This is a genomic window from Aureispira sp. CCB-QB1 (assembly GCF_000724545.1).
GTDB lineage: Bacteria > Bacteroidota > Bacteroidia > Chitinophagales > Saprospiraceae > Aureispira.
On record NZ_JHBV01000039.1, the window covers coordinates 92,151 to 106,283 of the forward strand.

The window sequence follows — 14,133 nt, forward strand, 5'->3', positions numbered from 1 at the left end:
CTTTTTGGTGAAAAAGTAAAAAATCAACGAACTACTATTATAATATAAAATATTTTTTTAATAAAGGGCTTGTGACGGACGAATTACTCTATGTGTTTTACAATTTTTTCTGTTGCAATTACCTTGCCTTGATTGTTTTGAATTTTGACAATATAAGTGCCAGAAGTATAATCGCTCAAGTCAATCGAAGTCGTGTTAATACCTAGTGTGATTTGATAATTTGTTTGATACAATGTTTTTCCTAGAATGTCCATAATTGTAATGGATAACATTTCTTCTTGGCTGGCATCTAATTGATAATTAACTATAGCTGATGTTGGGTTAGGGAAAAACATTTGTTTGCCTTTTGTACCTTCAACCTCAATAGCGATAATATTAGAATAGGTATAAGTACCATCAAAGTCTATTTGTCGTAATCGGTAATAATTAACCCCTAACATAGGATTTTGATCTTCAAATAAGTAGCTAAGAGGTTGGTTGCTTGTTCCTGCTCCATCAACCGTAGCAATTTTTACAAATCCTTCTTGTGGATTGATGCTGCGCTCAATTTCAAAACGGTCATTGTTTAGCTCTGTTTCTGTCATCCATTGTAAAACATTAGAAGTTTTCTCGTTCCAACCTTTAAAGGTTGTTAATTCAACAGGCAAACCTGGATCTGGCGTTAATGCAACAGCACCTGATCCTCCAGAGAAGCTTGTAATACCTGTTATTTGTGAATAATTAATGCCATTGACACTACCATTGTTGCCTGATAGTTTTGTCGGCTCATCGAATTGAGGGGCATTGTAAGTAGAACCAATATTTTTGAACCAATAAAAGCCATTGGGATAAGAATACTTGTAGGTATAATTACAATCTGAATTTGTTGCCATATGATTGATTGCAGCATTCTCTACGTCTGTTTTTTCGTTGAGAGGAAAATAATAGCGTACCTCGTAAGGAGGATTTAATGCTCCTGAAAACTCAACATTCCAACTACGAGGCAATTCAAAAAATTCTTCTCCTGGTGTCCAACCATTGGCACAAGAACCAACAGCACCAACTGTTGTTTGATAGTAACTGCCATTGTTGTTAATGGCAATAGTAGGCGTTGACGTTGCTCCAGATAAGTCGCCACTGACAGAGAAAATAATGTCGTCATTCGCATCAAAGAAGTGATGCCAGCCATTATTATCCGTACAATAATCGACAGATTGTGTTACGCCTACAGGAGTATAGATATAGTTTTTTACATCAACAACTTCTGAATCGTCATTTGTTGTGTTGCATGTTCCTTCACGACGAGCGTAGTAAGTAGTTGTACTAGTTGGAACAATATTAATAGTGTTACCCGTTCCGATATGACTGCCTGTCCCATTGGGACCCGTGTACCATTGGATGTTAGAGCCTGTACCTTCGGTTCCTCCATTCGCAGACAAGGTCATGGTTGTGTTGGGGCATTGTTTGCCAGAAACGGGGGTAATGGTTGGATCGGTTGAATTTGTATTAACAATAACTTTGGCATTGGAACCAAAACCAATTGTCCTAACGCAACCATTGTCATCCGTAATAGAACTTAGACTATAAGTAGTTGTACTGGCTGGAGCAACGTTAATATTTGTTCCAGAAGAAATATTATTTAAGCTAACTCCATTGTAAACAATATCCCAAGGTCCTGTACCAGCATAAGCATCAAAAACAACGTTAGCAGAACCTCCAGGGCAGATAGCAGGCGGGCTTAACAAATCGGCATTGGGCAGAGGATTGACAGTAACCGTTACCGTATTAGAGTAAGCTGTGTTTCCACATCCATCTTGCAAACGTCTTCTATAATAACGAGTTTGAATCAAGCCACTAGGTGGATCGTAACTCAATCCATTAGAGCTACCTATATTAATCCAATTAGAATTATCGTTGCTAAATTGCCACTGATAGATTGGGGTATTGGAATAGATTTCTCCTGGATTAGTAGAAGCCAAATTACTAGGGTCTCCTTCAGAGCAAATAGTTTGATTACCAGAGATACTACCTGGATTAATGGTGTTGGCATTGACAAACGCTACTTGGTCAATATAGCCTCTATCTTCGCCGACAGAAATAGCTCCATTTTTAGCATATCTCCATTCTATTGTATTATCTCCAAAATCTAAATTAATTGTTCTTGTTGTCCATCCTTGTATACCCGATATTCTATCTCTGCGAACACCATTGATGTAGACTTCTAACCAGTCAGCACCTAATTCAGAGGAAACTCTCCATTGAAACGTAATTTGACTTTTACAGCTAACCGTTGTCATTAAACTAGATGTCTGATTGTCAGAGATAGTACCAGAAGTAGCACAGTCGTTACCTACATTAGACCAATTGCCTCGTGAGCCCCAAAAAGGACGATTTCCTCCTGTAGTGTATAATTCCGAATTTTCAACAGCATCAGAAAGAGCAACCGTAGCATAACGATAACGATAGAATGTATTCATGTTATAATCACTTGTTCCACAAGTCTGGTCGAAGTTGGTCCATTGATACTCAAGAGGATTAGTAAAATTATATACACAAGTTTGATTGGCTCGGCAATCATCACCATTTCCACTTACATCAAAATCACAACGAGCACCAGCATCGTCTTCCCAAGCGTCAATACGAGTTCGAATTTGTGTAGCAGTAACGTTATATTGGTTGCGAATAGCGTAACTTCCTGTACGGGCGCAATCACCATTTCTGTCACATTGAATACATCCAGAGCTAGTTTCGGCAGTATTAACATCATCCGAAATGTAGCCATGCCAAGTATGTTCTTCAAGACTTGCGTTGCCTGGATCATTTCCGCAAGAAGAACTACCAAAAAAACTAGTAATCCGAGATTCGTAATTGATATTTTGTGCTGATAGTAGGGAGCTAGTTATGATAAGTATGAATAGTGTAAATAGTGGTTTCATTTATTGTATCTTTTTTTTAGTGAAAAAATAGGATTTCATACATTTCAAAAATCAATACTTCAATATAGGGTATAGCAAGCCCTACAAAATTGTTTCTTCCAATATGATCCAAATTTTAAGATCGGACACAAGGAAGCCTTCCAATTTTGCATTAGATTTACTATAAAAACAATTTGTTTTTTTGCTTAGTCTAAAATATTAATTTTTGTGCTCATGATGCCCTTTGGTGAAGGTTAAGGGATTGATAGAATATCATGAACGTTAATTTGATCAGATATTAGTAAAACACATTGTTGTATTAAATGTTCATAGAAAAGCAGCTTTTCTAAAAAAAATACAATATAAAGGCATATAAAAGTAGCAGATATATTGGTACCTGTAGAAAAAAAAGAGACCAATTTCTACCTAGAAATTGATCTCCTTAACAGCTTGTTTGCCAAGCTATAGAAGCTTAATAATAGCCATATATTATTTAACCAGTTTCATTTCTTTAATCAAATGCCCAGCTTCACCATATTTGTCGATGACCCAAAGAACATACCGAGCATCTACCACAATATTACGACATCTTGACTCGTCAAACATAAAGTCACTCATGGTACTTTCCCAACTTCTATCAAAGTTAATACCCATCAAATTTCCATCAGCATCAATTACAGGGCTACCAGAGTTGCCACCCGTTGTGTGATTAGAAGCCGTAAAGCAAACCCAAAGTTCACCATCTTGTTCGTAGGCACCCCAATCACCTTCTTTGTATAATTTTAAGAAGCGATCTGTCAATTGGAAATCAGGATTATTGGGATCATATTTTTGCATAATTCCCTTCATCGTAGAGTAATGCAAATATTTCATGCCATCAACAGGGGCAGAACCTTCTACTTTTCCATAAGCAATACGCATGGTAGAGTTGGCATCGGCCCAAGTTTTTTTCTCAGGGAACATAGTCAAAATTCCTTCGACATAAATTTTCATCAAAGCCTGTTCTTCTCTTGCAAAGCCAACATAAGAAGGGTTGGTATTGCTAACAAAATGATTGTACAACTCATTTGCCATCATTAGAGCAGGATCTTTTTGCAGTTTTTTGCAGGATTTTTCAGAAAATTTGGAAAGCATTGATTCAATTTGATCCAAATTCATGAGCATTGACTTCGCATAGATTTTTTCCCCATTTTTCTTCCAATTTTCTTTGAATCCTTTGGGTAGAAATTCACTACTATTTAGAAAGTCAATGTACATTGGTGTCAACTTATTGAAGATTTGTTCGTCCAAGTTTTTGTCATAATCTTTGAAAAAGCTTTTGGCTTTTCCTTGTAGACGCTTGATTTCGTCTTCTACCTTTCCTTTTTCTTCTAGTTCTTTGTAGTTGTTGGCTAAGGCATTAAAATCGTGTGCAAAACGTAGCATTTCAGGTCCAACATAAAAGTACTCTATGAACATAGAACGAGCAAACTCATAATTGCTATTTTCTTCTTGAATACGGTTCAGCTCTGCCAAAACGTTTTTATAGCGTGTCCAAGCAGATTTTTCAGAAGCTTTTTCACGATACGTTTTTTCCCAAGCAATCTTTTTATCCAAGGCATTTAGTTCTTTCAACCCACCAATTTGCCCAATCCATTTTTTCCAAGCATTAGCAATACGAGCTTGTTTAGAAGCGTATTTGATGCGAATTTCGTCGCTGCTATTCATAGCAGGTTTGATCAAATCTAAACTTGCTTGACGCATCGCAATTCTTGCAGGACGTTCTACGTCCATATAAAAGCTCAATTTTTCAGAAGGAAAATGTTGATCGGTGCTACCAGGAAAACCATATACCATAGTAAAGTCGCCCTCTTTTTTAGGTTTTAGGCTAATAGGCAAGAAATGAGCTGGTTTGTAAGGTACATTTGCTTTGTCGTGTTTTGCAGAGTTATTGTTGTTGTCGGCATAAATTCTGAACACCGCAAAATCACCTGTATGGCGAGGCCATACCCAGTTGTCAGTATCGCCACCATATTTGCCAATAGCAGAAGGAGGAGCACCTACCAAGCGAATATCATTGTAATCTTGAGTGATTAACATATAGAACTGATTGCCCAAATTAAACGCTTTGATCTTAGCAGAAATTGAAGCATCTGATGCTTCCGCAGCTTCTAGTTTTGCGATATTTTGCATGATAATTTTGCCACGTTCTGCGCCAACAATTTCGTCTGTAAGTCCTTCAAGTACTTCTTTCGTAACATCTCTAATTTCTTTGACAAAGGTAACTCTCAACCAAGGGCAAGCAAGTTCTTCTGCTTTACTTTTTGCCCAAAAACCATTCTTTAGATAATCGTTTTCTAATGAAGAATGGCGTTGAATAGCACTAAATCCACAATGGTGGTTGGTAAATAGTAAGCCTTCTTCAGAGACAATTTCTGCTGTACAGCCACCGTTAAATTGTACGATAGCATCTTTTAAACTAGATTTATTAGTCGAATAAATTTCTTCGGGACTCAACTTTAATCCATACGTTTTCATATCAGAATGAAACATATCAATCAAAGAGGGAATCCACATGCCTTCTACGGCAAAGAGGTTGCTTTGAAAGGTGAATAATAAGGCAACTAAAAGAACAAAATTTTTCATGTTGAACACTTTTTTACAAATCAGATAAGTATAATGGCTAAAGTTACAAATTTTAATTTTATTTTAATTTTAAACCTGCTCTTATTGCAATTCTATTCGACGAAGTGATGAGTAAAAGCGCTATTCAAAAAATTGGTAAAATTAGTTGGCACTATAATTTAAGTCGATAATTCTTAATCAAAAATTGTTCTTGAAATCCTAATTTTAGATAAAGCCCTTTTCCCATATTAGAGGCTTGAAGTGTGATGGATTGTCTGTTATTTTGTATGGCGCGATTGATTAAATTTTTCATAATTGCAGCTGCAAAACCTTTTCTACGCATAGAAGGCGGCACACCAATAGAGTGAACACCTACTGTTTGGTGGGTAACATTGGTTAAACCTGTTCCAACAGCTTGCTCATTATCATAGGCAATATAGTAGGTGAAGTGTTGTTTGTTGTTAAGAATACTTGATATGCCAATGGTATAACCAAATGCCTGTTTGAATAAATGAGCCCATAGATTAGCTTGTTGTTCATTTTGAACAGGAGACAAGTAGAAGTTAGCTTTTTCTTCAAATGTTGTCGTTGGTTTTAAAAACATGGCTATTTGCTCAAACATCAATTCAAAGCCTGCTGCTTCTAGCAATTCAAAAGAACGACTCTTGTAAATGTCGAAATAGGGAATTACTAAGGGGGTAGGAGTTTGTGTTAAGATTGCTTTGGCGGTTTGGATGCTTTGAGAGCTAAGATCTTGATGAAACCAAAGGCGGTTGGGCCAGTCTGATTTTTCTATATAACAATAATCAAAAAGAGGGGTTGCATGATAGGTCTCAGAAGCTAATGCAGCTGTTTTCCATAAGGAAGTAAGATTGTGTATGTTTGTGGTATTCATAAGATTAATGGTGTTCTTACTTATTTTAGATTAATTAATAAAATGCCTACTATCATGGCTGCTAAGCCCCCTAATCGTTGCAATGACATAGGTTCTGTGGGTAACCCAAACCAGCCAAAATGTCCCGCTATAACAGCAAAAACCAATTGCCCACACAATCCAAAAGAGATCATAGTAGATAACCCTAGTTTGGGAATGGTGTAGTAATACAAGCTAATACCAATTAGGCTAAATAGACCACCTGCAAACCATAAATAAATGGGTACTTCTCGAACGATTATGGCATTAGGATAATGTTTGGTTGTTAGTAAAACCAAGCAAAAAGCAAAGCAAGTACTGCTACAAAATGCTATTAAGGATGCTAACAATGGATTTTTTAAGAGTAAACCCAATTGAGCATTTAAAGAACCTTGAAGAGCTAAAAATGCGCCTCCAATTAGTGCTAGTAGAGATAGTAAGTATTGATTCATACCACAAACATAAGGCAGGAAATCAAGACTTGCATTTACATATGTTGATAGGAGGAGATTTTATCGAAATTTGTTGCGTTTTAGGAGAGGGGAATTTGGAGTAGAATTAAGTCGGTGGGTTAATTAGTGTCATTTTTTGAAGTGTTCATCTGTTTTCGGATTCGACTCAATTGGGTGGGAGTGATGCCTAAATGCGAGGATAGGTGTCTTTGAGCGATTCGTTGGTCAATGTTGGGGTGTTTCTCCAATAATTTTAAATATCGTTCGGTTGCGTTTTCCATGACAATAGATACTTCTCGTTGCTCTTTTTCAATAATCCACTGTTGTTCTATATACGCAATATAGTAATCTTTAAAGTCAGGATATTCTTCAATTAGTTTTCGGTAGCGCACATAGTCTATATTAATTAAAATACAATCTTCTAATGCCTCAATGGTAAAGTTGGAAGGAGCGGTTTGAAGCAAAGATACGGTTGAACAAGCCAAATCATTTTCAAGAAAAATATTCTTATTATAAAAATCACCCTCTAAATCTGTAAAATAGGCACGCAAGGCACCTTGGGCAATAAAGTGCAAGTTGCGAGCAATCTGACCATGTCTCAACAGCAAAGTCCCTTTTTGAATGGTTTGGAACTGAACAATGTTTTTTAATGCTTCCCAAGTACTAGGTTTAATTGGGGCGTAAGATTCTATTTTAGCTTTTAATTGAGCTAGGTGCTTTTCTTTTTCTAACATATTAAGCATTCTATTTTCCAAAACGATTCCATAGCGTCAAGCGCAAACCTGTACTAAAACTAATGGTTCCAAAGGGGGCAGCGCCAGCTCGGAAAAAAAGCTCTACTTCTCGAAGGTGTTGGCGTTTGTGTCCCACTGCCGAGATGTGAATGCCTGTTTCTCCTACAATACTAGCAAAAAAAGGATTGTACGTATTTTGATAAGCACTCGGACGAGCGTAAATATCGGTGTGTAGTAATTGAGTTCCTGCGCCAAAATGAAGCATCAGCCACAAGCTTTTTTGTTTTGCAACAGGAAATTGTACTTTGGCTAAAAGAGGGATGCTTAATGCGCCTAAACCTTTGTAATGATCTATGTCTAATGCAAAAGGAAGGTACTCAATTCCTCCTTCAATCGAAACTATCCAACGGTCAACATCACCCACCCAAAAATTGACTCCAAGACCGGGTAAGATATTTAATACTTGTCCAGAAGCACTAAGTGGAGACTCAATTCTACTTGGCTTTTGATACCAACTATAGAGGTTGTAATTCATAAAAAAAGCCGAACCAACATATATTGGAGAAGTCGTTTGTGAATTTTCCTGTGCTTGGAGTTTTCCGAATAATAATCCAATAAGAGAGAGGCAGAGTAAAGTATACTTCATATGGTTTGGTTGAAAAACATCTCATTCGAATTTCTATTAAAAAGTGATAGGCATAAGAATGAGATGTAGTATGGCAGCATAAAATAAGTGAATGGCTTTTAATCTATGTATTAAGATGCCCCTTTCATTAAATCGCTAAGAGCAGGGCCAGAAATACAAACGACTGAAGGTTTTGGCTGTGCCGAACCGCCTTCTGGCCAATGACTCGTCAAATTTTCTAAGTCTTTGGAACGTTCGCCAGGGTGTTGAACACTCAAAAACAACGTCTCGCCATCAGGTGCAAAAAATGGTCCTGTAAATTCTGCGTCAGTAGGAGCAGAGGCAACTTGGATAACTTTTCCTTTTTGCTCTCCCCAAGATGGCACCATAAACAAGCCATTATTACCAAAAGGAAGATAAGGTCCTGTATTCACAGAACTACCTGAAATGTCGGAGGTAAACCAAAGATTACCTTTGGGATCAAAAGCCATGTTATCAGGACATGCAAAACCAGTGTCCTCTCCGCCAGCCAAGAAGGTAGAAGCTTCAAATGTCAGAGAAGTTTTGTCTTCTAAGTCTGTCTCAACAATTTTCAAAATTTCTCCTAAATAATCTCCTTTGGGCTTGTTATTAGTCAAGGCGACTAGAACATGCCCCGTGATGGGATCAATTTCTATATCTTCAGGTCGATTTAGTGGCGTGCCACCGACCAATTTAGCCGCTTCTCTTAAACGAATTAAGACTTCCGTCTGATTGGCAAAATTATCTTGAAGTATTTTTTGTTCGTTGTAATTCAAAGAGACCCATTCTCCTTTGGTGGTATTGGCGACATAGAGGGTCCCTTCTTTTAGATTTTCAGGTTCTTTGCTAATAAATTTATACAAACACTCATCATTTGAATCATCGCCAGAATAAACAACCAAACGGCCATCTTTGGTCTGATGAACGGTGGCACATTCATGCGCACAACGTCCCAAAGCCACTAATTTTTTAGCTTCTCCAGTCAATGGATTGACTTCCACCACCCATCCATAATGCTCTGGAGGATAGTCATAGTGTTGCGACCAACCGTAATAATCTCCGTCCAAATCTCGGAAGGGGTTTTTTGGGTCAGAGCGATTGGTTTCACCATAGAACATATCATAGTTCTCTTCGCAAGTTAAGATGGTTCCCCAAGGCGTGACCCCTCCAGAGCAATTTGCAAAAGTACCAATGGCACTAGTACTGCCCTCGATAGGCTCGTCCCAATGGAAAGGAATTTCTGTTTTTGCTGTTAGGCGTTTATTGTGTGGATCGTTGTGTACCACTTCCCATTTTCCTGCATCATTTTTTCGAATGCGTACCAAAGAACCTCCAACAGAATACATCTCTATATCTACGAGTTCTTTTGTTTTTTTGCTTTTATCTTTGTCGTTGTAACCACTGATAAAGATCTCTTGAAAATACTCGTGATTAACCCACAACATACCATCATTGGGGGTATTTTTATCAAAGGGAACAAAAGCCAAATAATCGTTGTTGAAACCAAATTTATCTTTCTCAGAAATTGGATCGTCCCATTTGATCAAAATATCATATTCCAAGCCATTGGTAAGGACTAATTTATCTTCCAACGAATGCTGCATATCTTGGAGCGGAAACGGGCGAGGATCAGATGGTTTGGTTTCAGGATTTTGAGGTTTTTCGGTTGGTGTACAAGCTTGTAGATTGACCAAAAACGCACCAGCGCCTAAGCCAATTCCTGTACGACCCAAAAATTGTAAAAAACTTCTTCTATTTTGTTTTTTCATGTTTGTCTCTTTAGATTTTACCCTGCAAATGCTCTTGCAAGGTGAACTTTTTATCAAATATAAAATAGCATTGGCATCGACATAAAGATTGGATACTAAAACTATTCATTTTGAGATTTTACTTTCAATAAGCGTCAAAATCTACAATACTCCGTTGAAAAAGCAACGGAGTATTAAATCTTAGTACTCTGTAAAGTGAAATTCTTTCATTTTTATAGAGTAGTTCACCTTACAGAGTACCTAGCCTAAAATTATAAAAAATGAGGCAGAATTTGGATTCTATATTGCTATTATTTACTTAATAATTTTAAGACTAAAAGAATTTACTGAACAATTGGTTGTGAAAAAAAATAGGACAAAACATCAATGTTTTGTCCTATTGGTATCTTTTAGGAAGTCGTCCTGAGCCAAAGAAGGAATCTAAGGTGTTTCAAGTTCTACTTCAGGTAAATTTCTTTCAATAAAATTCAGTGCATTTTTATACATAATTTTATCAACAATTTCTTCAGGAGTTAGATTATACATAAAGTTTTGAATTTCCTTAACCGAGTACAAGCCATTAATATCTCTAGGATTCTTAAAAAATTCTAATAAATCTCTGTACAAAGTAGTCATATCGCTAGAGGAATCAAATACGTCCAAATGACGAGCGTGTGCATCAAATTGAGAACTAATACAAAGCATATTCCACGCTTCAATATCATTGCTCATATGAATGGCTTTACAAATGTTACTAACCAAAGCTTCAATTGCTACACGACGTCTATCGGCAGAATTAGGAATGGTTTCATCATAGCGTTTTTGAAATTCCTTTCCCATTAATTTGTTCTTATCCAAAGAGATAGCAACCAATCCTCTAGATTGTAAGATTGACGTTAAGTCTTGGCGGCATAAGTTGGTAAATTGATGATTAAGCAATTCTTTTTTATCTTCACGACCATAGGAATTATCTTTTTTAGACAAGCCACTAATTCCAACCCCTGCAGCGATAATAGGGATACTGTCTTTGCGATAGCGTAAATCTTTGACGTATTTGTAATACCATTCTCTGCCACGTACGCTCATTCCTCCGACATCAATTAATATTCTACGACCTCTTTTTCTATCTAATAATTCTCTAATTGCTTTTTGACCTAAACTTGTAATTTCATCACCTATTGTCGTCGGTCTTTTAAACGCTTCTTCTTCGCTGAGCGAAAAACGAGGTGTTTTTCCTGAAATTCCATCCCTAAAATAATTTCCAAAATTAATTGAAAAAATAGGAAGATCTAAATAATCTGTTGTGCCTGTTTCTAAAGGTGTAGAACCTTTTAGTTTTCGAATATTTGTTAGCACAATATTTTGATATTCTTCTGTTTCTACTTGATCTTGCTCAATGTACAAATAGTTCCCTAAACTATGTCCCCCTCCAATGCTAATCAAAAAACCTACTTTGGTAGGATCCTTTAAAACTTGGCGAATGTCTGTTTTGTTGCGAATCAAGACCGCTTGATAAGTGCGACCATTCTTGTGATAATTATATTGCAACTCTTCTTTTAAGTAATTTAAATTAGCCAAGACCAAATCAAAATACCCTACATTATTAAGAATAAAATTTTCTTCTCGATAAGACATTCCTGTTAAGCAACCAAATATTTTAGAACTAGAGCCAGGTGTTAAAAAGGGGCTGTGCATGAATTGGCGTTCGGTAGGACTAATGATTTGATTAGAAATTTTGACATTTCCTTTGACCAAATCATAAATCGAACTTTGGTTCCTACGAGCAATACCCGCAAAAGCATTGGTCAACTCAATTGGAATTTCCTCCAAGTCCAAAGCGCAATCATTTTCGATACGTTCCCACATGCTATGACGTTTTACTTTTCGAGATTTGAATGCTTTTTGAGTAGAGTAGACCCCCATGTCAAACATTTTGACAGGGTCTTGTTTTCTAGGTTTTTCTTTAGGAGGAACACTATCTTGCAAATTAAACCCATTTAATTCTTCAGCAACAGGATCAACAGGGTCTGTATTGGTAGAGTCATCTTGTGCCAAACTAGTATTGCTAAAACCCATTAGCAGTACAAAGAATAAGCTGTATGTAATGTTCAATTTCATTGATTGATATTTAGATGGCTTTAGAGAGTCTGTTAAAAAAATATGTTCAAGCTATAAATGATTGATTTAAAATCTATCTGCGACTATTTGAGCTTTGCTAGCATAGCGGTTATCTCAAGAGGAATTTACCTCTAAAATCAATACATTTTTGCATAAAGAACCTAAAACTTAGACAAACTCTAAGAGGATTGAATTTTGAATCAAAATGGTTTTATCTAGTTGTATAGAAGATAATGCCATATTGTGATAAAACAAGGTAAAAGGCTGATTTTTAACCTGATTTTCACAAAAATACCTAAAAAGACTGTTTCTACAAGCTAAATAACAGATAGATTCTATCCAATAGGTTGTTCAATTGTCTTGCTCTAGAAGCAGTAGCTATAAGATGAATTTTTTTTGTTGAATAATATTTTTTTGTAATATAGGTTCGTACTCTTTTTTTGCAACGTCTGTATAAAACTGAACGTGTTGAAGGAAATTGTATTGTAAAAGTTCCCATTCTTTATTGGAATAAAACAATGCCAAACAAGCCTCCCATTCTTGGCGTAACAATGTTCCTGTTTGAAAAAAGCGTTCTGTTACCCCGTAGCCAATATCGGCATCTTTTATAATTTTTTCTAGTTGATTTCTAGGTGTCAAAGACATTTTTGTAGCTTCTATACAAGCTTTAACAAGGTTAATAGCAGCAGAATTAACCGATTTATTTTGTAAATAATCTATGGCAATTACCATCCCTCTGTCTTCGTGCTCATCATAACCATAAAGGTATCCTACATCGTGGAACCAACCTGCTATTTTTAGCAACAGTAAATCAGAAGTCTCTAAACCAGCAGAAAGTGCTTCAATCCGTTGTACCACCTCAATAGTATGAGCATAATTATGGTAACAAAGATTGGACGTATCTGTTTGTTCAAACAACTGTTTGACATGTTGTTGTACTTCCTGTTCTAATGCTTTTAGCATATGTATCAAGGATTGGTTTGCGACGTACTTGGTACGTAGTTGGTTGATTCTTTTGTGTACAATCAACCAACTAAGAATAATTTTAAACGTTTAAATAATGCTTTTTGTAAGATTTTAAAGTATTCATAATTAGAGCTGTTACGGTCATAGGCCCCACTCCACCAGGAACAGGAGTAATAAAACTACACTTGGGGGCAACGGCATCAAAATCCACATCACCAACCAGTCGATACCCTCGTTTTTTGCTACTATCTTCTACGGAGTTAATACCAACATCAAGAATAACAGCCCCTTCTTTGACCATATCAGCAGTTACAAAATTAGGAATTCCAATTGCAGCAACAATAATATCTGCTCGCTGGACTTCTTCTTTTATATCTTTGGTTCGACTGTGTGTTAGCGTAACGGTACAGTTACCAATTTTTGCTTTTCTAGACATCAAAATACTCATGGGGGTTCCAACAATATTAGAGCGCCCTAATACAACACAATGTTTGCCTGATGTTTCAATTCCATAACGTTCTAGCATGGTTACCATCCCAAAAGGAGTTGCTGGAATATATTGTGGCATTCCTTGTGCCATGAGTCCAAAATTGGTTGGATGAAAACCATCCACATCTTTGCTTGGGTCAATTGCCAACGTAATTTTATCCTCAGAAATATGCTTAGGAAGTGGCAGTTGCACAATAAAACCATCTACTTCATCATCTTCATTTAATTGCTGAATAATTTTTAGCAAAGCTTCTTCTGTAATGTCACTCTCTTCTTTGATCAATGTAGACTTGATTCCTGTACGCTCACAAGAGCGCATTTTGTTGCGAACATAACTGGCACTAGCAGGGTTGTCGCCAACCAAAATAGCAACCAAATGAGGTAGACGATGTCCTTTTTGCGACCATTGCTCTACGTCTACACGCATTTCTTCTTGAATGTCAATAGCTAGTTGTTTGCCGTTAATTAATTCCATGATAATGTTGTTGTTCTTTATTGGTTGAAAAACTAGTTTTATTAATTTTTTATCTTTAAGATTTGGCTTAAGAAATGATTCTGAAAAGTATTTC

Annotated in this window: 10 protein-coding genes; all 10 read right to left on the bottom strand. The window is 36.6% G+C overall.

Annotated elements, in window-relative coordinates; all coding sequences use genetic code 11:
• Positions 1-83: 83 nt before the first annotated feature.
• A complete protein-coding gene (locus CG11_RS19815) occupies positions 84-2,915 on the bottom strand; it encodes a T9SS type A sorting domain-containing protein (protein WP_052598579.1) in 2,832 nt (943 codons plus the stop codon).
• A 468-nt stretch (positions 2,916-3,383) separates the two neighbouring features.
• Positions 3,384-5,519: a S46 family peptidase gene (locus CG11_RS19820; protein WP_052598580.1), complete on the bottom strand. Its 2,136-nt coding sequence runs from the start codon at positions 5,517-5,519 to the stop codon at positions 3,384-3,386.
• A 151-nt stretch (positions 5,520-5,670) separates the two neighbouring features.
• Complete coding sequence (locus CG11_RS19825; protein ID WP_052598581.1) at positions 5,671-6,393, bottom strand: GNAT family N-acetyltransferase; 723 nt, start codon at positions 6,391-6,393, stop codon at positions 5,671-5,673.
• Between the two features lie 20 nt (positions 6,394-6,413).
• The gene (locus tag CG11_RS19830) at positions 6,414-6,863 is read right to left on the bottom strand and encodes a DMT family transporter (protein WP_052598582.1); all 450 of its coding nucleotides are present in this window, start codon (positions 6,861-6,863) and stop codon (positions 6,414-6,416) included.
• Between the two features lie 119 nt (positions 6,864-6,982).
• Positions 6,983-7,597: a Crp/Fnr family transcriptional regulator gene (locus CG11_RS19835; protein WP_052598583.1), complete on the bottom strand. Its 615-nt coding sequence runs from the start codon at positions 7,595-7,597 to the stop codon at positions 6,983-6,985.
• Positions 7,598-7,607: 10 nt separating this feature from the next.
• Positions 7,608-8,243 (bottom strand): hypothetical protein, encoded by a 636-nt coding sequence (locus CG11_RS19840; protein ID WP_052598584.1) that lies wholly within the window; start codon positions 8,241-8,243, stop codon positions 7,608-7,610.
• A gap of 110 nt (positions 8,244-8,353) precedes the next feature.
• Positions 8,354-10,012 carry a PhoX family phosphatase gene (locus CG11_RS19845; protein WP_052598585.1) on the bottom strand — a complete coding sequence of 553 codons (1,659 nt, stop codon included), beginning with the start codon at positions 10,010-10,012 and terminating at the stop codon, positions 8,354-8,356.
• 420 nt (positions 10,013-10,432) lie between these two features.
• Entirely contained in the window at positions 10,433-12,109 is a 1,677-nt protein-coding gene (locus CG11_RS19850; protein ID WP_052598586.1) for a hypothetical protein, read from the bottom strand.
• A gap of 378 nt (positions 12,110-12,487) precedes the next feature.
• Positions 12,488-13,072 carry an HD domain-containing protein gene (locus CG11_RS19855; RefSeq protein ID WP_052598587.1) on the bottom strand — a complete coding sequence of 195 codons (585 nt, stop codon included), beginning with the start codon at positions 13,070-13,072 and terminating at the stop codon, positions 12,488-12,490.
• An 82-nt stretch (positions 13,073-13,154) separates the two neighbouring features.
• Entirely contained in the window at positions 13,155-14,039 is an 885-nt protein-coding gene (folD, locus tag CG11_RS19860; protein WP_052598588.1) for a bifunctional methylenetetrahydrofolate dehydrogenase/methenyltetrahydrofolate cyclohydrolase FolD, read from the bottom strand.
• Between the last annotated feature and the right edge of the window lie 94 nt (positions 14,040-14,133).